The 21,669-nt window shown below is 69.8% G+C and carries 19 protein-coding genes and 2 tRNA genes; 11 read left to right on the plus strand and 10 right to left on the minus strand.

Annotated elements, in window-relative coordinates; translation table 11 throughout:
* Positions 1 to 179 precede the first annotated feature (179 nt).
* Positions 180 to 671, minus strand: a complete 492-nt coding sequence (locus ACHFFZ_RS06870) for a WhiB family transcriptional regulator (protein WP_394275910.1) — start codon at positions 669 to 671, stop codon at positions 180 to 182.
* A 306-nt stretch (positions 672 to 977) separates the two neighbouring features.
* Between ACHFFZ_RS06870 and ACHFFZ_RS06875 the strand changes: the two genes are divergently transcribed.
* The 3 genes from ACHFFZ_RS06875 (at position 978) to ACHFFZ_RS06885 (ending at position 6,408) form a co-directional block, all read left to right on the plus strand.
* Complete coding sequence (locus ACHFFZ_RS06875; RefSeq protein ID WP_394275911.1) at positions 978 to 2,294, plus strand: DUF4921 family protein; 1,317 nt, start codon at positions 978 to 980, stop codon at positions 2,292 to 2,294.
* Between the two features lie 227 nt (positions 2,295 to 2,521).
* Positions 2,522 to 4,459: an ABC transporter transmembrane domain-containing protein gene (locus tag ACHFFZ_RS06880; RefSeq protein WP_394275912.1), complete on the plus strand. Its 1,938-nt coding sequence runs from the start codon at positions 2,522 to 2,524 to the stop codon at positions 4,457 to 4,459.
* Complete coding sequence (locus tag ACHFFZ_RS06885) at positions 4,456 to 6,408, plus strand: ABC transporter ATP-binding protein (RefSeq protein WP_394275913.1); 1,953 nt, start codon at positions 4,456 to 4,458, stop codon at positions 6,406 to 6,408. The genes ACHFFZ_RS06880 and ACHFFZ_RS06885 overlap by 4 nt, the downstream gene beginning before the upstream one ends.
* Before the next feature lie 137 nt (positions 6,409 to 6,545).
* On the opposite strand, the gene ACHFFZ_RS06890 is transcribed toward ACHFFZ_RS06885, so the two are convergent.
* Together ACHFFZ_RS06890 and ACHFFZ_RS06895 are read right to left on the minus strand one after the other, a co-directional pair.
* Entirely contained in the window at positions 6,546 to 8,099 is a 1,554-nt protein-coding gene (locus ACHFFZ_RS06890) for a hypothetical protein (RefSeq protein ID WP_394275914.1), read from the minus strand.
* Positions 8,100 to 8,128: 29 nt separating this feature from the next.
* A complete protein-coding gene (locus ACHFFZ_RS06895; protein ID WP_394275915.1) occupies positions 8,129 to 8,293 on the minus strand; it encodes a hypothetical protein in 165 nt (54 codons plus the stop codon).
* A 282-nt stretch (positions 8,294 to 8,575) separates the two neighbouring features.
* Here ACHFFZ_RS06895 and ACHFFZ_RS06900 point away from each other — a divergent pair, with 282 nt between their 5' ends.
* On the plus strand, positions 8,576 to 10,321 hold the full coding sequence (locus tag ACHFFZ_RS06900; RefSeq protein ID WP_394275916.1) for a pyruvate dehydrogenase: 1,746 nt from the start codon (positions 8,576 to 8,578) through the stop codon (positions 10,319 to 10,321).
* Positions 10,322 to 10,337: 16 nt separating this feature from the next.
* Here ACHFFZ_RS06900 and ACHFFZ_RS06905 read toward each other — a convergent pair whose 3' ends face one another.
* Both ACHFFZ_RS06905 and ACHFFZ_RS06910 read right to left on the minus strand, forming a co-directional pair.
* Positions 10,338 to 11,108 carry a hypothetical protein gene (locus tag ACHFFZ_RS06905; protein ID WP_394275917.1) on the minus strand — a complete coding sequence of 257 codons (771 nt, stop codon included), beginning with the start codon at positions 11,106 to 11,108 and terminating at the stop codon, positions 10,338 to 10,340.
* Complete coding sequence (locus ACHFFZ_RS06910; protein ID WP_394275918.1) at positions 11,105 to 11,812, minus strand: hypothetical protein; 708 nt, start codon at positions 11,810 to 11,812, stop codon at positions 11,105 to 11,107. The genes ACHFFZ_RS06905 and ACHFFZ_RS06910 overlap by 4 nt, the downstream gene beginning before the upstream one ends.
* Positions 11,813 to 12,086: 274 nt before the next feature.
* Between ACHFFZ_RS06910 and ACHFFZ_RS06915 the strand changes: the two genes are divergently transcribed.
* The gene (locus tag ACHFFZ_RS06915) at positions 12,087 to 12,413 is read left to right on the plus strand and encodes a hypothetical protein (protein WP_394275919.1); all 327 of its coding nucleotides are present in this window, start codon (positions 12,087 to 12,089) and stop codon (positions 12,411 to 12,413) included.
* A gap of 387 nt (positions 12,414 to 12,800) precedes the next feature.
* Here ACHFFZ_RS06915 and argG read toward each other — a convergent pair whose 3' ends face one another.
* Positions 12,801 to 14,219, minus strand: coding sequence for an argininosuccinate synthase (gene argG / locus ACHFFZ_RS06920; RefSeq protein WP_394275920.1), 1,419 nt, complete (start codon positions 14,217 to 14,219; stop codon positions 12,801 to 12,803).
* An 85-nt stretch (positions 14,220 to 14,304) separates the two neighbouring features.
* Here argG and ACHFFZ_RS06925 point away from each other — a divergent pair, with 85 nt between their 5' ends.
* Positions 14,305 to 14,694 carry a hypothetical protein gene (locus ACHFFZ_RS06925; protein WP_394275921.1) on the plus strand — a complete coding sequence of 130 codons (390 nt, stop codon included), beginning with the start codon at positions 14,305 to 14,307 and terminating at the stop codon, positions 14,692 to 14,694.
* Positions 14,695 to 14,836: 142 nt separating this feature from the next.
* Here ACHFFZ_RS06925 and ACHFFZ_RS06930 read toward each other — a convergent pair whose 3' ends face one another.
* Positions 14,837 to 15,811 (minus strand): NAD(P)H-quinone oxidoreductase, encoded by a 975-nt coding sequence (locus tag ACHFFZ_RS06930; protein ID WP_394275922.1) that lies wholly within the window; start codon positions 15,809 to 15,811, stop codon positions 14,837 to 14,839.
* Between the two features lie 110 nt (positions 15,812 to 15,921).
* Between ACHFFZ_RS06930 and ACHFFZ_RS06935 the strand changes: the two genes are divergently transcribed.
* A tRNA-Ser gene (locus ACHFFZ_RS06935) sits at positions 15,922 to 16,009 on the plus strand.
* Positions 16,010 to 16,072: 63 nt separating this feature from the next.
* Positions 16,073 to 16,669 (plus strand): hypothetical protein, encoded by a 597-nt coding sequence (locus tag ACHFFZ_RS06940; RefSeq protein ID WP_394275923.1) that lies wholly within the window; start codon positions 16,073 to 16,075, stop codon positions 16,667 to 16,669.
* A gap of 31 nt (positions 16,670 to 16,700) precedes the next feature.
* Here the strand turns inward: ACHFFZ_RS06940 and ACHFFZ_RS06945 are convergent, their stop codons facing one another.
* Positions 16,701 to 18,413 carry an LCP family protein gene (locus ACHFFZ_RS06945; RefSeq protein ID WP_394275924.1) on the minus strand — a complete coding sequence of 571 codons (1,713 nt, stop codon included), beginning with the start codon at positions 18,411 to 18,413 and terminating at the stop codon, positions 16,701 to 16,703.
* Between the two features lie 130 nt (positions 18,414 to 18,543).
* Here ACHFFZ_RS06945 and ACHFFZ_RS06950 point away from each other — a divergent pair.
* A tRNA-Ser gene (locus tag ACHFFZ_RS06950) sits at positions 18,544 to 18,637 on the plus strand.
* Between the two features lie 61 nt (positions 18,638 to 18,698).
* Here the strand turns inward: ACHFFZ_RS06950 and ACHFFZ_RS06955 are convergent.
* Positions 18,699 to 19,946: a PTS transporter subunit EIIC gene (locus ACHFFZ_RS06955; RefSeq protein ID WP_394275925.1), complete on the minus strand. Its 1,248-nt coding sequence runs from the start codon at positions 19,944 to 19,946 to the stop codon at positions 18,699 to 18,701.
* Between the two features lie 8 nt (positions 19,947 to 19,954).
* Positions 19,955 to 20,740, minus strand: a complete 786-nt coding sequence (locus tag ACHFFZ_RS06960) for a GntR family transcriptional regulator (protein WP_394275926.1) — start codon at positions 20,738 to 20,740, stop codon at positions 19,955 to 19,957.
* Positions 20,741 to 20,937: 197 nt separating this feature from the next.
* Here ACHFFZ_RS06960 and ACHFFZ_RS06965 point away from each other — a divergent pair, with 197 nt between their 5' ends.
* Both ACHFFZ_RS06965 and ACHFFZ_RS06970 read left to right on the plus strand, forming a co-directional pair.
* Positions 20,938 to 21,168, plus strand: a complete 231-nt coding sequence (locus ACHFFZ_RS06965; protein ID WP_394275927.1) for a glucose PTS transporter subunit EIIB — start codon at positions 20,938 to 20,940, stop codon at positions 21,166 to 21,168.
* Positions 21,165 to 21,611, plus strand: a complete 447-nt coding sequence (locus tag ACHFFZ_RS06970; protein ID WP_394275928.1) for a PTS glucose transporter subunit IIA — start codon at positions 21,165 to 21,167, stop codon at positions 21,609 to 21,611. The genes ACHFFZ_RS06965 and ACHFFZ_RS06970 overlap by 4 nt, the downstream gene beginning before the upstream one ends.
* Positions 21,612 to 21,669: the final 58 nt, after the last annotated feature.

The following is a 21,669-nucleotide window of genomic DNA, read 5'->3' on the forward strand; positions in this document are numbered from 1 at the left end:
CGGCGTCGTGCACCTCCTGTGGCATGCGCCCGGCGTGGTCGACGAGGGTGCCGTCGATGTCGAGGGCCACCATCTTGGGTCTCCAGGTCATGCTGTCCACCATGCCACCGGTGGGTGACCACCAGGTGTCGTGCCGGTTTCCAGCGCGTGCCCTGCAGCCCGCGGCCCCTGCCGCCGGGTCAGGCCGCGGCGTGGTTGGGCCGGCCGATCCCCAGCACGCACCTGGTCGCGGCGAGCACCTCGTCCATGGTCGGCCGGGGGCCGGGCTTCGGCTGCGTGAGGGGTGCGTCGTTGCGGGCCCGGCGCAGGTGGCGCTTGACCGTCGACAGGCTGCAGCCCAAACGCTGGGCCAGACTCTCCAGTGAGTCGTGCGGGTTGGCGGCCCGCAGGCGCACCACCTCGTGCGGGTCGATCTGGCGGTGGGGAGCCAGGGCGCCGGAGATCTGGTCGAGGTCCTCGGCGCCGACGGTGATGTCCAGGCGCTGGCGGATCGCGTTGCGCTGCGAGGCGGTGGTCTGGGCGACGTAGCCGGCCACGTCGTGCTCGACGACGGCGAAGTAGAGGCACCGGTGGAGTACGGGGCACTGGCTGCAGGCCTGGCGGGCCCGTTGGACGAGCTGTGCCTGTTCGCGGCGTTGGGCGGCGGTGGATGCGGTGCGGGGATCCTCCATCAGGGGATGCTGGAAGACATCGGTGAGGGTGAGACAGGCTTGGTCCGGACTGGCTTTGGGCTGGGATGTCATTGCTGGAGCAACTTTCACGGGACTCATGGGTGAACGAATTTTCCGTGCGACGGGTGGGGTGGACCCTGTCGGGTCTAGGTTTGCAGCAGCGCCCTCTCAGACTTCACTCAGGTGGTGAGGCGAGGTACCCAATTCCTCTGCGCCCGGATACTCATCGATGTCTGAGTAGCTGTACTCATTCAGGGAGTGAAAGTGCTTGTCATGTGGCATCTACGAATCGCCTAGAGTGGCTCCATGAGCGCCCATGACGAGCTCCTGCGTCGTCTGCCCGACGGCACCGTGAAGCAGCGCAACCCCTTCACCGGGACGCAGGTGTGGACCATGCCCGGCCGCGGCCGCCGCCCCCTGCCCGCCGCGCTGGACGATCCGGCGCCGCTGCCGCCGGGGGGTGTTGCTGGCCAGTGTGCCTTCTGCGAGGGCCACCACCTGGACAACCCGCCGGAGCGTGCCCGCATGGTGCGCGAAGGCGGCGGCTGGCGCACCCTGACAGGGCTCTCGGCAGGCCAGCTCGGCGACAGCCGGGCGGAGCTTCGACGGGTCCCGAACCTCTTCGAGATCTGTTCGCTGGACTACTGGCGCCTCAACCACGGCGTCGAGCCGTCGGCCGAGACCGTGGCCAGGGCCGATGCCTACCTGGCTGATCCCGAAGGGCGCGAGCACCTGCGCCGCGTCTGGGCACTGCGCCAGCGCATGGTCGACGGCCGCAACGATCCGACCGCCGACGAGCTGCGCCAGGCAGCACTCGGCTGGTTCGGCACCACCCACGAGCTGGTCATCCCGCGGCGCCACCACGTGGACGGGGCCACCCGCACCGACGAGCTCGCCTCCTCGGGCACGCTGACCCTCGACGAGCACCGCGCCTATGTGGGCATGAGCGTGCAGGCGATGGCGGACCTCTACGCCACCAGTGATGCCGTGCGCTACGTCTCGGTCTTCCAGAACTGGCTCAAGCCGGCGGGTGCCTCCTTCGAGCACCTGCACCGTCAGGTGGTGGCCGTCGACGAGGTGGGTGTGCACGTCGACGCGGCCGCCGATGCCGTGGCTCGCGATCCGCAGGTCTTCAACACGCGCCTGCTGGACGTGGCCGTCGACAACGGTCTGCTGCTGGCGGCCAATGACCACGCCGTCGCCCTGGCCGGATTCGGCCACCGCTACCCGGCCATCGAGATCTACTCGCTGTCGCCGCGCCGTGCCCCGTGGCTGATGCAGCGCGAGGAGCTCGATGCGATGGCCGACGTGCTGCATGCGGTGCACGCGGCCGGGGGAGTGCGCCTGTCGTGCAATGAGGAGTGGCACCACCGCCCGCCGGGCCTCGACGACGCCCCCGGCGGGGTGGACCTGCCGGTGCCCTTCAGGATCGTCGTGAAGTGGCGGATCTCCACGCTGGCAGGCTTCGAGGGCGCGACGAAGATCTACCTGAACACCTTGTCGCCCTGGGACGTGCGCGACCGGATGCTGCCGGAGCTGGTGCGCCTGCGCGCCGAGGGGCGCATCGCGCCGCTGCAGATCGGCGACGAGGTCTCGATCGGCAAGGGGGCGCTGCCGGGCTGAGGCCTCGGCAGGGGAGACGGGGCACCCACCATGGTGGGTCGCCACAAGGACGACGAGGTGGTCCACATGGAGGGCTACGTGGAGCCCGACGAGGCCTGATCCCGTCCCCGTCCCGGAAGATCTCGGAAGATCTGGTGCCCCCACGGGACCGGATCTTCCGAGATCTCTTGGTGCCGCCCGAAAATCGGGTGCCGCCGCGCCCACCGCACCCTAGGGTTGCGGGTGCCATGCAGATCTTTCCCCCGCCGAGCAGCGCCTACCAGCAGCCCACCCGCCCCGCCGCGGGTGGTGCCGTCGCGCACCCCGACGAGCCGGACACCCGAAGCCCCGCACGCTTCCTGCTCTGGCTGCTGAAGCGCCAGCGGGGGCTGGTGCTGCTCAATGCCGCTGTCGGCGTGCTGTGGTTCCTGCCCAGCGCCGTCAACCCGTGGCTGATCGGCAAGGCCATCGACCACGGCGTGCTGCGCGGCAGCCTCACCGACACTCTGCCCTGGGCCCTGGCGATGGCGCTGTGCATCGTCCTCGGCGTGCTCGGCGGGGTCGCGATGCACACCAGCGGGGTGGCGAGCTTCCTGGTCGTGATGTTCCGCGTCATGAAGCTGGTGCTGCGCAAGGCCGCCCAGATGGGTCACGTCGCCGGACGCCGCACCCCCACCGGCGAGATCCTGTCCATCTCGGGCAGCGACTCACCCACCTACGGCATGCTCGTCGAGGCCGTCGGACGGGCCCTGGCGGCACTGGTGGCCTTCGTCTTCGTCGCCGGGCTGGTGCTGGCCCAGTCCTGGAAGCTCGGCCTGGTCACCCTGGTGGCCGCGCCGCTGCTGGTGGGGGCCGCATCGCCGCTGCTCCGGCCGCTGCAGCGGGCCCAGGCCAGCGAGCGCAGCCGCGCCAGCGAACTCACCGGCATGGCCACCGACATCGTCGCCGGCCTTCGGATCCTGCGCGGCATCGGCGGCGAGCAGACCTTCGGCGAGAACTACGCCACCCAGTCACAGAAGGTGCGACGCGCCGGGGTGGCGGCGGGCAGCTGGCAGGCGGCCGTCGACGCACTCGGCGTGCTGCTCTCGGGCCTGCTGCTGGTGCTGCTCACCTGGCTCGGCGCCCGCGAGATGCTGGCGGGCCGGCTGAGCATCGGACAGCTCGTGAGCTTCTTCGGCTATGCCATCTTCATGGTCTGGCCCATCCAGACCTTCTTCGAGTTCGTGCAGAAGTGGGTGCAGGGACTGGTGGCGGCCCGCAAGACCATCGTCGTGCTCGGCCAGCAGCCGCCCTGGCGGCCGGGGGAACCGGGGGCGATGATCGCTCCCGGCGCCCGCATCGTCGACGGCACCACCGGCCTGGTGGTGCGGCCCGGCGAGCTGACCGTCGTGGTCAGCGCCGTGCCCGACGACTCCGCCGCGCTGGCCGACCGGATCGGGCGCTACCTGCCCGTCGAGCACGAACCTGTCGCCCTGGCCCCGCAGGAGGGGTTGAAGGGCCGCGCTGCCCGGCGCGACCGGGAGCGCCGCGAGGCCGAGCGCCGGGAACGGATCATGGCCGACGACGCCCGCGCCGAACAGGCCTGGGGCGTGGAGGCCGACGGTGTCGACCTGGCCCGGATCGACCTGGACGAGCTGCGCCGCCGGGTGCTGGTGAGTGACGCCTCCTCGCAGGTCTTCGCCGGCACCCTGCAGACCACCGTCGACCCGCACGGTCGGGCCACCCGCGCCCAGGCCGAGGCGGCCCTGCGCGCCGCCAGCGCGGAGGACGTCTACGACGCCCTGCCCGGCGGCTGGCAGGGGATCCTCGACGAGCGGGGCCGCGGCCTGTCGGGCGGACAGCGCCAGCGGCTGGTGCTGGCCCGCGCCCTGCTGGCCGAGCCCGAGGTGCTGGTGCTGGTCGAGCCCACCAGCGCCGTCGACGCCCACACCGAGGCCCGCATCGCCGAGCGCGTCCCGCAGTACCGCGCCGGGCGCACCACCCTGGTCACCACCGTCTCGCCGCTGTGGCTGCACCACGCCGACTGCGTCGCGCTGCTGGTCGACGGGAAGCTGGCTGCCACCGGCACCCACCAGGAACTGCTCGACGGCCACCCCGGCTACCGCGATGTCGTGGCACGGGGTGTGGAGGAACAGGGCCCGGAGGAACAGGGCCTCGAGGAACCGGAAGGGGAGGAGCAGCCGTGAGCGAGCCACCGATGACCACCGGCCCCGACCTGCTCGCGACCTCGGCCGAGACCTGGAGCGAGCACCCGACCACCGTCGAGGCGCTGCCCGAGGTGCTGCGACCCGTGCCCGGCCAGTCCTGGCTGGCGGGGATGCGTGGCTGGCGGGCCCGTCGCGATGAGCGCGGCCGCCGTGCCGAGCGCTACTTCCTGGCCTCCCGCAATCCCGAACGGGGCCTGCCGGTGGCGCCCGACCACGTCGTGGTGGCCTTCCTGCGCGGCATGCTGCAACGCCGGCCCTGGCTGGTGCTGGGGCTGGTCGCGCTCAATGCGGCCGCCGCCGTGGCCGGGCTGTTCGTGCCGCGGCTGCTCGGCCAGCTCGTCGACCGTGCGGGGGAGGGCGGCGACGGCCTGGCGCAGCGGCTGGACCAGATCGCGCTCGCCGTCGTCGGCGTGGTCCTGGTGCAGACCCTGCTCACCTTCGGGGCCCGCTGCATCAGCGCCCTGTTCGGCCAGGACCTGCTCGCCGAGGCGCGCGAGTACGTGATGCGCTTCGTGCTGCGGCTGCCGCTGTCCACAGTGGAGCAGGCCTCCACCGGAGACCTGGTGACCCGGGTGACCCGCGACGTGTCGTCGATGTCGGGCGCGGTGCGCTGGGCCCTGCCGCAGCTGGTGATCGCCAGCGTGATGACGGTGCTCACCCTGGTGGCGATGTTTGTCAACTCGTGGCTGCTGGCGCTGCCGACGCTCGGCTCGATGCTGCTGTTGTACGTCGTCGGACGGGCCTACCTGCGCCGCGCCCCGATGGGTTACATCGCCGAGGGCGGCACCTATTCGACGGTCAACACCAGCCTCACCGAGACCGTCGAGGGGGCCCGCACCGTCGAGGCGCTGGGCCTGCGCGAGGACAGGGTGAGGCGCACCGATGCCGACATCGAGGCCTCCGCCCAGGCCGAGCGCTACACCATGACGCTGCGCAACCAGATGTACCTGAGCGTCGATTTCGCCTACCAGGGCCCGCTGGTGCTGATCGTGCTGATCGGCGCCTGGGGCTACTCACGCGGGTGGGTGAGCCTGGGCCAGATCACGGCGGCGACGATCTACGTGCAGCAACTGGTCGAACCGATGGACCGGCTCATCCAGACCCTCGACCGGTTGCAGGTGGGCCTGGCCGCCACCACCCGCCTGCTGGGCATCTCGCAGGTGCCCGCCGACCGCACCGAGCGTCCGGAGCGCCCCGCCGACGCCCACCTGGTGGCGCGTGACCTGCGCTTCGCCTACCGCGAGGGCCACGACGTGCTGCGCGGGGTCAGCCTCGACCTGCGCCCCGGGGAGCGGCTGGCGATCGTCGGGCCGTCGGGCTCGGGCAAGAGCACCCTGGGGCGGCTGCTGGCCGGCATCAACAGCCCGCGCCAGGGAAGCGTCACCGTGGGTGGCGCCGACGTGATGGGCCTGCCGCTGCAGGAGCTGCGCACCCAGGTGGCGCTGGTGACGCAGGAGCACCATGTCTTCGTGGGCAGCATCCGCGACAACATCGTGTTGGCCCGGGAGCACTCCACCACCGACGAGCAGGTCTGGCAGGCGCTGCGCGCGGTGGAGGCCGTCGAGTGGGTGGAGCGTCTTCCCGAGGGGCTCGACACCTTGGTGGGCTCGGGCAAGCAGGTGCTCACCCCCGCCCAGGCGCAGCAGGTGGCGCTGGCCCGACTGGTGGTGGCCGACCCGCACACCCTGGTGCTCGACGAGGCCACCAGCCTGATCGACCCGACCACGGCCCGGCACCTGGAGGGCTCGATGGCAGCCCTGTTGGAGGGGCGCACGGTGGTGGCGATCGCCCACCGCCTGCACACCGCCCACGATGCCGACCGGATCGCGGTGGTGATCGGCGGACGGATCGTCGAGCTGGGCAGTCATGACGAACTGATGGCCCTGGACGGACAGTACGCCAGCCTCTGGCGTGCCTGGACCAGCTGAGTGGAGGCTGGTGGGGTGTGCGGCCCTTGGTCGGGGCGGCTCAGCCGACGAGGTCGCTGCGGTAGGCAGCCATGGTTGTGATCGCCAACAGCAGCGTGGGCGCCAGCGGTCCGGGACGCCACTGGGGCCCGCCCTGGTCATCGGCCTCGTCGAACCACTGCTGCAGGCGTGCGGCCGCCTCCTCCACACTGCCACCGACCTGGTCGGGATGGACGGCGATGACATCCTGCGGGGAACGCAGGCGGATCGCGATGGCCTGCGTGCCGGGGAAGATGCCGGAGACCCGTTGGGCAGGCCACAGCTGGTCGGTGAGGGTGCCGAGCTGGACGGCGCCTCGGGGGGTGTTGCAGCACCGCCCCCGTGGCCAGTGAGCTGATGGCAGGCATGGTCCAGCCGATGAACACGAGTGCCCACAGCCAGTCCCACCAGGTCTGGTCCGGTCCGTCGAGGAACCAGCCCGTGACGAGTCCCACCGCGAGGGCGGTGGCCAGGGTGATCGGCCAGCGCAGGCTGACGCGCCAGCCGTTCGGATCCGGGGCCGGCTCCCGATCCTCGGGAGACTGGCCGGTGTGATCCGAGCGGCGGGGAGCCATCCCGAGGGCATCATGGTCGGGGGCGCTTCGCCGCAGGGGTGCCCGGAGCTCGCCCCGCACGGGCTCGTGGCCGGGCACGGCCAGGGCGACGACAGCGGCGTCCCGGGGAATGCCGAGGACGTCGACGGTGAACGGGTGACCGCGGTTCTCGTACCCCTCGTCCTCGTACCCCTCGTCCTCGAAGAACGCGTCTGCCCAGCGCGTGAGATCGTCGGGGGCGAACCGGGGGGTCCTCGGGCCATACGCGCTCATCGTCCCGGTCATCGTCGTCAAGAAGCCGCCCGTCCGGGCCCCAGGGCATGCCGGGCGGACGAGCGTCCACGTGGACCGTCCAGGCCAGGCGGCCGCCCTGGTGGAGTCCGCTCGTGCCCGGGCGGTGGCGGTGGCCGTGGCTCGCATGACCGGCGCCTTGGCCAGGTGACGCAGGTCCTGTGGTCGCACCCTGGTCCACCATCCCAGTGCGGCTCCCGCCGCCAGGCCTGCCAGCCCCGTGCGCCAGCTGGGGTCGTTGGGCTCGGCCAGCAGTTCGGCGCGTCCGGGGACGGAGTCGTTGACGCGTACCGGGACCAGTTGGCCCACCGGGTAGTCCCCGACGGCTCCGCCGGTCACGGACACCTGGATTCGCTGCCCCTCCACCTCGACGACGGGGGTGAAGTCTGCAAGCGCCACGACGGGTGCCTCGACGACCCGTGCCCCGTCCTCGAACTGGTGCTGCGTGACCAGGGCTGGCACCATCGATGCCACCAGCCCGAGTGCCACCAGCCCGAGTGCCACCAGGGCGAGCGCCGCCAGGGGAGCGAAGGTCATCAGCGGCGGCCGGCCATGGTCGACGGCCCGGGTGCGCAGGGCCCCGGCGGCCGGGGGAGGCGTGGTGGCGTCGACCGGCGTGTTCGGGTCCGTCTCCGAGTCGGGGGACGGTTCCACTCGCCCCGCTGCCATGTGGGCGGCGGTGGACCAGACCGCCAGGCCCAGCAGCGTCGTGCCGAGCACCACCCAGACGCCCGGGTGGGCGTCGCTGACGGCCACCAGCAATGCCAACACCCCGTTGAACCACAGCGCTGGCAGGGGTGCCACCGGGAAGAGGATCCAGGAGAACATCACGGTGATCGGCAGGCCGTCGAGCCACGTCAGGGGCCCAGCGGACCGCGGCAGGGCGACTCCGCCGAGCACGGCGCTTCCGCCATCACCTCGTAGGCGACCAGCGCCACCCACGGCACCGCCATCAGGACTGGCCAGGAGCGTGCCTGCAGCCACGCGAGGATGTCCTGGACGAACTGGGACACACGATTCACCACACCAGAGTGCACCCGCCCGGTGATGTGGTGCGGCCGACCGCTGTGGAGAGTCGGCGGCACTCTGGCCTGGTTCGGCCCGGGCGATGCCGCGTCGAGTCCCTTGAGCGACGAGTGAGGCATGGTCACCATTGCTTCCCGGCGGTTGCCACCTGTTTCCGGGTGCGTCGGTGATTGCGCTGTGAGCCGAGCCGTACGGGAAATTCACCATCGGCTGGTTAGCGTTGAATCCGAGGACATCAAAGACACGCGGGCTCCACGTGGGCCCGGCGAGGAGGACCCATGAAGCTCGCAGACCAGATCGTTGCCCAACTCCAGACTGCCGGCGTTCGGCGCATCTACGGGATCGTGGGCGACTCCCTCAACCCGATCGTCGACGCCGTGCGTCGTACCGGCGGCTCGGCCGAGGGCGGCATCGACTGGATCCACGTGCGCCATGAGGAGGCGGCCGCCTTCGCCGCCGCTGCCGATGCCCAGCTCACCGGCGAACTGGCGGTCTGTGCCGGCTCCTGCGGCCCGGGCAACCTGCACCTGATCAATGGTCTGTTCGACGCCAACCGCTCCCACGCGCCGGTGCTGGCGATCGCCTCCCACATCCCCACCGCGCAGATCGGCATGGACCACTTCCAGGCCACCCACCCGGAGAAGCTCTTCGACGAGTGCAGCGTCTACTCCGAGATGATCCTCAACCCCCAGCAGAGCCCGCGCGTGGTCCAGGCCGCGATCCAGCATGCGGTGGCGCTGCGGGGCGTCAGCGTCATCACGGTTCCCGGCGACGTCACCGACGAGGACATCGAGGTGGAGGAGGTGCCACTGCACACCCCCGTCGTGCTGGGCAGCGTCCACCCCACACCCGAGAAGGTGCAGGAGCTGGCCGACGCGATCAATGCCGCCGAGAAGGTGGCGATCTTCGCCGGCGCCGGCGTCGAGGGCGCCCATGACGAGGTGATCGCGCTCGCTGAACTGGTCAATGCCCCCGTGGGCCATTCGCTGCGCGGCAAGGACTTCATCCAGTACGACAATCCCTTCGACGTGGGCATGACGGGCCTGCTGGGCTATGGCGCCGCGGCCGCGGGCATGGAGGATGCCGACCTGCTGGTGCTGCTGGGTACCGACTTCCCCTATGACCAGTTCCTGCCCGACGTGCGCACCGCCCAGGTGGACCGTTCGGCCGAGAAGCTCGGCCGTCGCACCGACGTCGACGTGGCGGTGCACGGTGAGGTGCTGCCCACGCTGCAGGGCGTGATGCCGCTGGTGAAGAAGAAGCGCAAGGACAAGTTCCTCAAGGAGATGCTGAAGAAGCACCACCGCATCGTCGACAAGGGCACCAATGCCTACACCCGCAATGCCAAGAAGCTGACGCCGATCCATCCCGAGTACGCGGCGGCGATCCTGGACGACATGGCCGCTGAGGACGCGATCTTCACCGCCGACACCGGCATGTGCAATGTGTGGACCGCGCGCTACATCACCCCGAACGGCCGCCGTCGCCTGATCGGTTCCTTCCTGCACGGCTCGATGGCCAATGCCCTGCCGCACGCGATCGGCGCCCAGTTCGCCCACCCCGAGCGCCAGGTCATCAGCGTCAGCGGCGACGGCGGCCTGTCGATGCTGCTGGGTGAGCTGCTGACCATCGCCACCTACCAACTGCCGGTGAAGGTCATCGTGTTCAACAACTCGACGCTGGGCATGGTCAAGCTCGAGATGCTGGTGAACGCGCTGCCCACCTTCGGCACCGACGTGCCGGTGGCCGACTACTCGGCAGTGGCGAATGCGATGGGCATCAAGGGCATCCGTGTCGAGAAGGGCGGCGACATCGAGAAGGCCTACCGCGAGGCCTTCGCCCACAAGGGCCCGGCGCTGGTGGAGATCATCACCGACCCGAACGCCCTGTCGATCCCGCCGGAGGTCACCCTTGACCAGGTCTACGGCTTCGCGACGGCGATGAGCCGCACCGTGCTCAACGGTGGTGCGGGCGAGGTCGTGCGGATGGCGCGTTCGAACCTGCGCAACATCCCGCGCAGCTGACGCACCCTGAAGAGGCTCACGACGCGGTGATCGGCAGTGAGGTACTGCCGATCCCGCGCAGGGTCGCGTCCAGACGCTGATTGGCAGTAGCGCTCACCACACAGCGCTCGGCTCCGCCGACAGCCTTGATGGACGCGTTGAGATCCATCGGCATGCTGGGGCGGTCCAGGTATCGGGCCACGACCGCCGCGCAGTCCGTGCCACTGGACGCGCGGCCCAGGATCTCCTCGTCGTGCGGCTCTGAGCAGGGCACGTCAGCGGTACCCGGCGACGTGGTACGGCACCACCGGAAGAGTTGGCCATCCTCGGTTGCCAGCACATTGTGCACTGATCCGACGACCGGCTTGCTCTTGTGTGCAACCACGCAGACGTCTCGTTCCGCCACCTTGAGCGTTGCCGTGACAACGTTTGGTGACAGCGCATCCAGGTCTGGGGAGCCGCCCATGTACTTCAGAGCGGCATCCGCTTCGCATTCTCCTTCGCCAACGATCTCCTTGGGATGTTTCTTCCCGCAATCAACAGCCGCTGATTCCGACGTGAGGCACCTTCCGGGGACAAGTTCGCTTGGAGAGGGTTCTTGGACCGCGGGGCCGTTGCTCGGGCGGCTGGATTCGACGGACGCGGCTCCTGAAGCAACTGGAACAGCCTTCGGGCTGTCTTGTCGCAGGTCCTGAACGAATGCGATACCCATCATGACGGGAATGGCGAGGACGGCCGCGATCGCACCGATCTTGCCCCAGTTGGGCTCTTGTTTCGAGCGCCGTTGGGTTTCTTCCGGTTCTGTCACTTCGAGGCAACCGCCTTGTAGACGACCGCTTGGACCTTGCCCTTGGTGCCACAGTTCTGCACGTTCTCGTCCTGGACAAAGGTCATTTCCAGTCCGTTGACCCCGGTGGTGTCCACCGTGAAGCTGGTGGGGGTGGTGAAGGGAACGGACTTGGGCGTGATGGGTCGGCCATTGACCTCGACCTGCACGAGGATCTTGTCCTTCTGGCTCTCGCTGTTGTCGCCCTGGCCCACCATGAACGTGAGCTTCTTGAACCTCTTGCCAAGCCGCATCTGCAGGCTTTGTGCGTTGTAATCACTGCATCCGGTCAGGAATGTGGCGATGCCAGAGACCTGGGCGCCGTCAACCGAGAAGACTCCGCCCTTCCACTCTCCTTCGCGGAAGGGGAAGTCATCCAGACCGAGTTCCTGACCCGAGCGCCTCTCATCCAGCACGATGGGTGTTGCCCCATCGGTGGGTTCTAGGGAGTTCGTCTCGGGCTGTTGGAGCGGTGCGTCTGTTTGAGTCGGCTCCGGCGTAGGAGTCACCGTGTCAGCGGCACTGGCGGGCGCCGCAGTTGCGCTCGCGCTTGTCGACGTGGGGGCGGCTGTGGTGGTGACCGAAGAGGGAGCGGCGCCGACTTTCTCCGCTGGTCCCCCGTTCGCGCAAGCAGTGGTCAGGATGCTGATGGTGCCGACAAGCGCGACGATGCCTCGATGATTCATACCATTCCTCCGTCAATGAAGCCCCAGGATTTCAATTGTGCAAGAGAATATGGGCGCGTGGGGTCATCTGGACCATGGTCCGGTGCGCGGTCATGTCCGTCGCTGCCAGGGGTGATCGTCGGTCCGGGTCCCGCACCCCATGGATTCCTGGCCGGGTGGACCGCCCGGCGCAGGGCCGGTTCAGCGCAGGGGGCAATCGGAGCCATTGACGTGGCACCGGTTGCCCCCGTTGGCTTGGGTGGAGACAAGACCACATCGATCCAGAGGAGCTCCCATGACCGACATCCACCGCCGGCTCGGCGTCGCGGCCCTGTGTGGCCTCACCCTCGTGCTGGGTGGCTGCAATGACTCCAGCGACCCGGAGCCCGAGCCCACCGCCAGCCTGCAGCAGCCTGCCGGGGGTGCCACCAGTGAGGGTTCGGTGCGCTACCAGGACGAGGACGACGATGCGACGCCGGATGCGGACGACTCCGACGACGCGACGCCGGACGCCGACGATGACGCGGATGACGACGGCACGCCCGATGCCGACGATGACGACGACGATGACGACGGCACACCGGACACCGACGACAAGGACGACAAGGACGACGACCGCTGACCCTGCACCGTTGCGGTCAAGGGCCGGAGGGGATGGGTCATGAACGACCGCGCGAACAGGCTCCCCGAGGTGCTGGCCTGGCTTCGGGCGCAGGGGGTGCGGGCGGGGCAGTCTTTCTCGCCGGTCCTCCCGACCCCTCGTTACCGGCCACCGACGTCATCTACAGCAGCCGGGTCACCTATCAGGGCCAAGGCGGTCTGGTGCACGGCTCCACCGGGCAGGAGCCAATGCGATGGTCTTCGGCTGCTGAGACCAGAGCGCACACGCACGAGGGCCCCGACCATTCATCGGGGCCCTCGGGCGTGCCACAGGTGTCCGTGGGTGGTGGACGCGGGCGTGCGGGGTGACGCGCCGCCCGGCACCCCGGGCAGCGGGCGTCGGGGTGGATCAGTCGAAACCGAAGTCCATCGCGGCCGAGTCGAGCGAGGCCTCGGCCCCACCGGACAGGCGGCCCAGCGACGGGATGGTGCGTCCCTCGCCGGCCTTGAGCTCGCCGACCAGCTCGGCGGAGGCGCCGCCCAGCACGCCCTGGCTGGCGTAGATCTCGAGCTTCTCGCGCGAGTCGGCGATGTCCAGGTTGCGCATGGTGAGCTGGCCGATGCGGTCGGTGGGGCCGAAGGCGGCGTCGTGCACCCGCTCCATCGACAGCTTCTCGGCGTGGTAGCTCAGGTTCGGGCCGTCGGTGTCGAGGATCGTGTAGTCCTCGCCCCGGCGCAGGCGCAGCGTCACCGAGCCGGTGACCGCGCTGGCCACCCAGCGGGTGATCGACTCGCGCAGCATCAGGCTCTGCGGGTCGAGCCAGCGGCCCTCGTACATCAGCCGGCCCAGGCGCAGGCCCTGCGAGTGGTAGTTGGCCAGGGTGTCCTCGTTGTGGATGGCATTGAGCAGCCGCTCGTAGGCGATGCGCAGCAGCGCCATGCCGGGGGCCTCGTAGATGCCGCGGCTCTTGGCCTCGATGATGCGGTTCTCGATCTGGTCGCTCATGCCCAGACCGTGACGGCCACCGATCCCATTGGCCTTCATCACCAGGTCGACGGGTGAGGAGAAGCTCTCGCCGTTGATCTCGACGGGCCGTCCCTGGTGGAAGGTGATCTTGACGTCCTCGGTGTCGATCTGCACCGACGGGTCCCAGAACTTCACGCCCATGATCGGCTCGACGCTCTCGAGCGAGACGTCCAGGCTCTCCAGGGTCTTGGCCTCGTGGGTGGCGCCCCAGATGTTGGCGTCGGTGGAGTAGGCCTTCTCCTTGGAGTCGCGGTAGGGCAGGTTGCGCTCGGTGAGCCAGACGCTCATCTCGTCGCGCCCGCCCAGCTCCCGCACGAAGTCCTCGTCGAGCCAGGGCTTGTAGATGCGCAGCGAGGGGTTGGCCATCAGCCCGTAGCGGTAGAAGCGCTCGATGTCGTTGCCCTTGTAGGTGCTGCCGTCGCCCCAGATGTGCACGTCGTCATGGGCCATGGCGCGCACCAGCAGGGTGCCGGTGACGGCGCGGCCGATCGGCGTGGTGTTGTAGTAGGCGCGGCCTGCGCTGGTGATGTGGAAGGCGCCACAGGCCAGGGCGGACAGGCCCTCCTCGACGAGCTGCTCGCGGCAGTCGACCAGGCGGCTGATCTCGGCGCCGTACTGGCCGGCGCGGCCGGGGACCGACTCGATGTCGGGCTCGTCGTACTGGCCGATGTGCGCGGTGTAGGTGCAGGGAACTGCACCCTTCTCGCGCATCCAGGCGACGGCCACGGAGGTGTCGAGGCCTCCGGAGAAGGCGATGCCGACCTTTTCGCCGGCGGGCAGGGAAGTCAGAACTTTGGACACGCGAAGAGCCTAGCGCATATCTATTCCAAACGCCGAATACTTATTCCATGGATCGTCGCGGCCGCCCGTGGGCCACACTGGGGCGATGGACTCGACACTCAGGCTCCACCTGCTCGCCGCCAATGCCCGCGGCGACGTGCAGGTCTGGATCGACGGGACCGAGCGCCGCCTGGCCGCGGGGGACCCGGCCGTCGTGCACGAGATCGCCCTGGCCCCGGGTCGCCACGAGGTGGAGTTCGCGGGCCGCGTGCCCACCGGACGCACGGGCAGTGCCGCAGCCGCCATCGAACTCCCCGAGGACGACACGCTCGACCTGTACTACGCGCTCCCGGCCATGGCTCGCATGCGCGGGGAGGTCTCCGACAGTCCCGATGCCGTCCCCGGCCGCGAGTGGCCCCTCACCATCGCCTCGGTGCTGCTGCTCCTGCTGGCGGTGTGGGGATTCTGGTTCGCCTGGTGGTTCTGGCTGCGCTGAAGGGGCCGGTGCCGCAGGGCCAACGCCGAAATTGCAGCACCGGCGGCGCACGACACGTTCAAATTCCCTCGGTGGCCGTATGTGCTGCAATCACGGTGTCCTGCGGGCGCAATGCTCCCCGGCCGGGGCCGGTCTGCGGCAATCAGAGAGTCAGGATGATCTTGCCCATGTTGTCCCCGCCCTCGAGCTGCTCGTGGGCGCGGCGGGTCTCCTGGATCGGCATCCGGGTCTCGGGGGAGGGCTTGATCCGGCCATCGGCGATCATCGGCCACACCACCTCGGCCACCCGCTGGCAGATCTCCGCCTTCTGCTCCAGGGGGCGGAAGCGCAGGCTGGTGGCGGTGACGGTGGCGCGCTTGTTGAGCAGCTTGGCCATGTCGAGGGTGCCCTTGCGGCCGCCCTGCAGGCCGATGGTCACCTGGCGGCCGTCGGTTGCGAGCACGTCGAGGTTCATCTCCAGGTACTTGGCCCCCATCACGTCGAGGATGACGTCCACACCGCGATTCTCGCGGGTGGCCTCCTTGACGGCCGCCACCCAGTCCTCGTGGTAGTCGATGGCCACGTCGGCGCCCATCGCCCTGCAGTGCTCCAGCTTGCGCTCGCTGCCGGCGGTGGCGATGACTGTGCAGCCCAGTGCCTTGGCGTACTGGATGGCGAAGCTGCCGATACCCCCGGCGCCGCCGTGCACCAGGAAGACCTCGCCGGGCTGCAGACCGACGTGGTCCATGTTGCTCACCACGGTCGCGGCCACCTCGATGGTGCCGGCGGCGGTGACGGCATCGATGCCCTGCGGTACCGCGATGCACTGCCCCTGGGGCGCGACGAAGTATTCGGCCTGGCCGCCACCGGCCAGTAGGCAGACGACCTCGTCGCCCTCGGCCAGGCCCGTGACGCCCTCGCCGAGCTCGACGACGACGCCGGAGGCCTCGAGTCCCAGCACATCGCTGATGCCCTTCGGTGGCGGGTAGTGGCCCATCCGCTGCAGCACGTCGGCACGGTTCACGCCGGCCGCAACGGTGCGCACCAGCACCTCACCGGATGCGGGGGTGGGGGTGGGCACCTCGCTCCACTGGATCTGCTCGGGTCCGCCGGCCTCGGTCACGGTGATCGCATGCATGGACCCACCCTGCCACAGCGATCCCGGCTCCGACAGGGGTCCGGGTGTGCTCGGCGACGGCCAGCCCTGCCAGTCGAGTAGGATCGATGTGTCCCGTCTGCACGGGGCGTGGCGAGGTCGCATAGTGGACTAGTGCAGCCGCCTTGAAAGCGGCCGTGGGGCAACTCACCGTGGGTTCGAATCCCACCCTCGCCGCCAGGCCCGGCCGTCGTCGCCGACGACCGTCCCCCGCTCCACCGCCGCCACATCCCAAGGAGTGCCGTGTCCACCACCCCCGCGCCGTCCAGTCCAGGTCCGTCCCAGCCCGAGCACTCCCAGCCCGAGGTCACCCAGCCCGACGGCTCACGTGTGTCGCACCCCGCGAGCAGCACCCACGTGCTGAACCCGCGCCCGCCGCTGCGCGCCTTCGGGATCGCCGCGGTGCTGGTCCTGGTGGGGGCGGTGCTGCTGGTGGCGGCCGCCTCGACGGTGCTGGACGTGCTGGCCGGCCTGCTGCTCGTGGCCGGTCTCGTGCTGGCGGCGATGGGTGGCTGGTCGATGCGCACCATGCGCACCTTCGTCGAGCTCAACCAGTCCGGCTACCGCATCCATGGCCCGGACGTGGACAAGTCGGGCGTGTGGTCCGATGTCACCAAGGTGACCACCAGTGCCCACGGCGCCCACCTGACGCTGTACCACGGCGAGGTGGGCCGCACACACGTCATCTGCCCGGGCGGCGGCGAGGACCCCGAGATGAAGGAGCTGGTGCAGGCCGTCGCCCAGCACCTGGATGCCGACCGCGGTTACGGGGAGACGATCAACGTGCCCCTGATCAACCCGCACGGCCCCGAGGATCCGCAGGTGGTCTCGCACCAGTAGGCCCCCTGGCCTCGCACCAGTGCCCCGGCGCTCAGCCTTCGACCGCCGAGGGGTCGTAGGCGCAGGCGTCGTCGAGGCTGACCTCGGCCGCCCGGGCGCTGCTGCTGGACGACGGCGTGGCCTCGTCTGGTGTGGGGCTTTCCGGTGCGGTAGCGGCCGGGTTCGTGCCGGGATTGGCCGGTGCCGTGGGCTGCCCGGCGGGTCCAGTCTCCTGCGCGGGCTGGGGCGTCGCGCTGGCTCGGGCTGTGGACTTCTCGATTCCCTGTTGCACCAGCTGCTGCATCTTGGCCTGGTCGGGGTCCCACGGTTCGAAGGGGCTGCCGTCCAGGTACTTGGTGCGCGGGTAGGCGAACAGCACCCGCTGGCGCTGGCCGTCCTTCATCCGCAGCGCCAGGTCCACCATGGCGGGCGCGACGTCCTGTGGGATGTCGGTGACGAAGGCATTGGTGCTGGCCTGGGCGATGGCCTCGTAGCGGGTGAGGATGTTCTGCGGGTTGGCCTGCTCGATGACGGCCTTGACGACGCAGCCCTGGCGCGCCATCCGGTCGGAGTCGGTGACGTTCTGCCGTGAGCGGGCGTACCACATGGCGTAGTACCCGTTGAGGTGCCGGTGGGGCCCGGGCTCGATCCACCCGGTGGCGGCCTTGCCGTCATTGTTGCCGCCGACGGGGATGCGGGTGTTGACGTTGAGGTCCACGCCGCCCATCGCATCGATCAGCTCGGTGAGGCCGTCGATGCTGAGCATGACGAAGTAGTCGGGCTTGAGCCCGGTGATCCCCTCCACCGCGATCTTGAGGGCATCAGCGCCGGGATAGTCGGTGCCGGTGAACAGGTCGGGATGGGCCTCGGAGACGTTCTTGTAGACCGAGTTCAGCTCGTACTCGGGGTTCTCCCGGCTCTGCCCGTCCCAGTAGCCGTCGGGGTAGGCCTTGGCGAGGCTGCTGGCGGCCGGGAAGGTGAAGGTGGACATGTTGCGCGGCAGCTGGACCAGGGCCATGTCGCCGGTGGAACTGTCGATGGAGGCCAGCATCACCGTGTCGGTGCGCACCCCTGCCTCGGGGTCGAGCCGCTCGCGGTCGGCCGTCGAGTCGGCGCCGAGCAGCAGCACGTTGAGCCGTGCCTTGTTCTTCCACACGTCGCCGCCGCCCAGGTCGGGTCGGGTGATGGAGCGGGTGCCCACCTTGAAGACGCCGTTGACGAGGGAGGCCTGGCTGCGCGCGTGGCTCGCGCCCACGATCAGCGGGGCGGTGACCACGAAGGTGAGCAGGCCCACGAGGGTCGAGCCGACCAGGCGCTGCATCACCGTCGGCGTGCGCGGTCGGGTGAGCAGGTGGGTCCAGGTGATCATGGTGGCCAGCACGATGCCGACGCCCAGTGAGCCGACGCCGAGCAGCCGCAGGGCACGCGGACGCACCACGGCTGACAGCAGCCAGGACAGGTCCACCACGCCCACCGCGACGACCGCCAGGACGGCGGCCAGGAAGAGCAGCAGCACGAACTGGCCGGCGCGACGGGCCTTGGTGGGCCAGAGGCCGAGGCCGGGCAGGATCGCCCCGGCCGTGGTCCAGAACAGCGAGGCGCGCAGGCTGTGCTCGCGGCCGTCGAGGTAGTGGCTGTGGCGGGCTGTGGCGGCGTGCCGACCCAGGGCAGCGGGACGGCTGCTGGGCCCTGCCGGCTGGCTGCTGGCCCGACGTGGGGTCGCTGCCGCCCCGTGGCGCCGGCCGCTGCCCCCGTCCTGGTGCATCCTCGTCCTCCAGTGGTCTCTGGGGATCATAGTGGCGTCCATCGCCGCCCACCCACCAGGGGGTGCCCGGTCAGCCGGAGCGCGGCCGCTTTGCCGAGTCCGCGCTCACCCGTTAGGCTTGTCATTCGTTGGAGGTGTCGCCTAGTCAGGTCTATGGCGCCCGCCTGCTAAGCGGGTTTGGGGCTACAACCCCATCGCGAGTTCAAATCTCGCCACCTCCGCCAACACCGAAGGCCCCCGGGAGATCCCGGGGGCCTTCAGTCATGTGCTGTGCGGGAAGGACGCTCAGGTGTTCACCTGGTCGTCGGCGATGCTGACCGTGCCCTCCTCCTCGCGTCCGGGGGTGCGCAGGTTCCACTTGCGGATGATGATGCGGAAGAGCACGTAGTAGACGACGAAGTAGACCAGCCCGATCCCCACCAGCAGCAGCGGCTTGGTGGAGATGTTCCAGTTCAGGGCCAGGTCGAACAGGCCCGCGGAGAAGGTGAAGCCGGCCTTGATGCCCAGGGCATTGCACAGGGCGACGGAGACGCCGGTGAGCACGGCGTGCACCACGTAGAGCGGCCAGGCGACGAACATGAAGGCGAACTCAAGCGGCTCGGTGACGCCGGTGAGGAAGGCGGTCAGGGCCGACGAGAGCATGATGCCGCCGGTCACCTTCTTCATCTGCGGCTTGGCCTCCTGCCAGATGGCGATGGCGGCACCGGGCAGCGCGAACATCATGATCGGGAAGAAGCCGGTCATGAAGGCACCGGCGGTGGGGTCCTTGTGGATGAAGCGCTGGATGTCGCCGTGCCAGACCTGGCCGGAGGCGTCGGTGAAGTCACCCAGGATGAACCACGGCACGGAGTTGAGGATGTGGTGCATGCCGGTGGGGATCAGCAGCCGGTTCAAGGTGCCGTAGACGAAGCCACCGACCACGGCATTGCCGGCCACCCAGTTGCCCACGGCGGTGAGCACCTGGTCGAATGCCGGATAGAGGAAGCTCATGGCGACGCCGAGCAGCAGCGCCGAGAAGGAGGTGAGGATCGGCACCAGGCGACGACCGCCGAAGAAGGCCAGGTAGTCGGGCAGCTTGGTGCGGTAGAAGCGCTGGTACAGGTAGCCGGCGATCAGGCCGATCAGGATGCCGCCCAGCACGCCGAAGTTCACCAGCTGCTGCTCCTTGCCCTTCTCGGGCAGGCCCAGCACGAAGGGGCTCATGGCGTCGGTGACGCCCTTGAAGACCATGTAGCCGACGGCGGCGGCCAGGGCCGTGGAGCCGTCGGACTTCTTGGCCATGCCGATCGCGATGCCGATGGCGAAGAGCAGGGGGAGCCAGCCGAAGATGCCGTTGCCGGCCGCGGCGATGATCGGCGCCACATGGGTCCAGCCCAGGCCGTCCTTGCCCAGCAGGTCGTCCTGGCCCAGGCGCAGCAGCAGCCCGGCGGCGGGCAGGGTGGCGATCGGGAGCATCAGGCTGCGCCCGAACTTCTGGATTCCCGCCATGCGGGAGCCGCCCTGCTTGGCGGTCTTGTCTGTGGTGGTGGACATTGTTCCTCTCAGGATGTGGTGGGGAAGGTCGTGGGTTTGGGGGAAGTCGCGGCCATGGTGCCGTCGAGGCACATGGACAGGCTGTAGCGGTCGCCGCGGTAGTCGCTGCGGGCGTACTCGACGGGACGTCCGGCCGAGGTGGACTGGCGCACGAAGACCATCACCGGCGCCGGCGGCTCGACGTGCAGCGCCCGGCAGGTGGCGGCGTCGGCCAGTTCGGTGCGCACGCTCTGCTCGGCCGCGTCGATCCCAAGCCCCTGGTCGCGCAGCAGCAGGTAGAGCTGGCCCAGGTCGTGCTGGTCGAGCCCGGGCAGCAGGCGCGCGTTGTACCAGCTGGTCTCCAGGGCCATCGGGATGCCGTCGGCCAGCCGGACCCGCTCGACGAGCCAGTGCGCTCCCGCCCCGAGGAAGGCGGCCACGGGTGCGGACGCCTCGAGCAGCCGGCAGCCCAGCAACTGGGAGGTGGGCTCGTAGCCGCGGCGTCGCATGTCCTCGGTGAAGGAGGCCAGGTGCAGCTGCGACTCCACCCGGGTGCGGGTGACGAAGGTGCCCTTGCCGGGGGTGCTCACCAGCAGCCCATTGCTCACCAGCTCGCCGACGGCCCGTCGCACCGTCGCGCGCGAGACGCCGTGGCGGGCCATCAGTGCCCGCTCCGAGGGCAGGGCGTCGCCGGGGGAGAGTTCCTCGCGGACCAGGCGCAGCAGGCCCTCGCGCAGCTGGACGTGCTTGGGGACCATCGAGTCTGTCAACGGCGCCGGGGCCTGGACGGGCGCGGCGGGGGCGGAGCGCGGCACTGGTGTCTCCTGGTCTGGTCGGGGTGACTCCATCGACACCCCTCGGTACTGACTGGTACGGTCCAGTTGGTACCAGATGAGCGTGCAGCGTCGCGCGCCGTCGTGTCAACCCCGCCACGCGGGGCGGCCCGGGCGGTGGCGAAGTAGGCTCGCCGCAGACCGGAAGGGTCTGGCTGACGATCACGAGAGGACCTCAGATGAGCAAGGCAGAGAAGATCCTGGCCGCCCTCGGTGGCGCCGACAACATCATCGAGATGGAGCCGTGCATCACCCGGCTGCGCACCGAGGTGAACGACGCTTCCCTGGTGGACGAGGCCGCCCTCAAGGCTGCCGGCGCCCACGGCGTGATGCGCTCCGGCAGCGCCGTGCAGGTGGTCGTCGGGCCCGAGGCCGACACCCTTGCCGAGGACATCGAGGACTTGATGTGAGCACCGTCCAGGCCCCCGTGGCCGGTACCGTGCGTGCCCTGCCAGGCGTCAGCGACCCCGTCTTCGCCGCCGAGATGGTCGGCTCCGGTGCCGCCGTCGAGCCGCGCCCGGAGAAGCAGCAGGTGACCAGCCCGATGGACGGCACGCTGGTCAAGGTGCTGCCGCATGCCTTCATCGTCCACGACGGCACTGCCGGCGTCCTGGTGCACATCGGCATCAACACGGTGACGCTGCGCGGCGAGGGCTTCGACGTCCTGGTGGAGGAGAAGCAGCAGGTGACTGCCGGCCAGCCCGTCGTCGGCTGGGAACCGCAGGTGGCCGTCGACCACGAGATGGACACCGTCGTGCTGGTCTGCCAGATGGAGACCGCGCCCGGCGCCATCACGCCCGAGGGCGTCGACACCGAGGTGGAGCAGGGCGATCCGCTGTTCACGACGGTCTGAGCCGTCCACGGCCCGTCCCGTGAAGGACGGTGCGGGATGGCTCCGGGAATGACGCAGG

Source organism: Luteococcus sp. (assembly GCF_043424415.1).
Taxonomy (GTDB): domain Bacteria; phylum Actinomycetota; class Actinomycetes; order Propionibacteriales; family Propionibacteriaceae; genus Luteococcus.

Coding starts and splice junctions, on each gene's coding strand:
- ACHFFZ_RS06870 (WP_394275910.1), bottom strand. CDS start 671: ATGGAGGATCCCCGCACCGCATCCACCGCCGCCCAACGCCGCGAACAG.
- ACHFFZ_RS06875 (WP_394275911.1), top strand. CDS start 978: ATGAGCGCCCATGACGAGCTCCTGCGTCGTCTGCCCGACGGCACCGTG.
- ACHFFZ_RS06880 (WP_394275912.1), top strand. CDS start 2,522: ATGCAGATCTTTCCCCCGCCGAGCAGCGCCTACCAGCAGCCCACCCGC.
- ACHFFZ_RS06890 (WP_394275914.1), bottom strand. CDS start 8,099: ATGTTCTCCTGGATCCTCTTCCCGGTGGCACCCCTGCCAGCGCTGTGG.
- ACHFFZ_RS06900 (WP_394275916.1), top strand. CDS start 8,576: ATGAAGCTCGCAGACCAGATCGTTGCCCAACTCCAGACTGCCGGCGTT.
- ACHFFZ_RS06910 (WP_394275918.1), bottom strand. CDS start 11,812: ATGAATCATCGAGGCATCGTCGCGCTTGTCGGCACCATCAGCATCCTG.
- ACHFFZ_RS06915 (WP_394275919.1), top strand. CDS start 12,087: ATGACCGACATCCACCGCCGGCTCGGCGTCGCGGCCCTGTGTGGCCTC.
- ACHFFZ_RS06925 (WP_394275921.1), top strand. CDS start 14,305: ATGGACTCGACACTCAGGCTCCACCTGCTCGCCGCCAATGCCCGCGGC.
- ACHFFZ_RS06930 (WP_394275922.1), bottom strand. CDS start 15,811: ATGCATGCGATCACCGTGACCGAGGCCGGCGGACCCGAGCAGATCCAG.
- ACHFFZ_RS06945 (WP_394275924.1), bottom strand. CDS start 18,413: ATGCACCAGGACGGGGGCAGCGGCCGGCGCCACGGGGCGGCAGCGACC.
- ACHFFZ_RS06955 (WP_394275925.1), bottom strand. CDS start 19,946: ATGTCCACCACCACAGACAAGACCGCCAAGCAGGGCGGCTCCCGCATG.
- ACHFFZ_RS06965 (WP_394275927.1), top strand. CDS start 20,938: ATGAGCAAGGCAGAGAAGATCCTGGCCGCCCTCGGTGGCGCCGACAAC.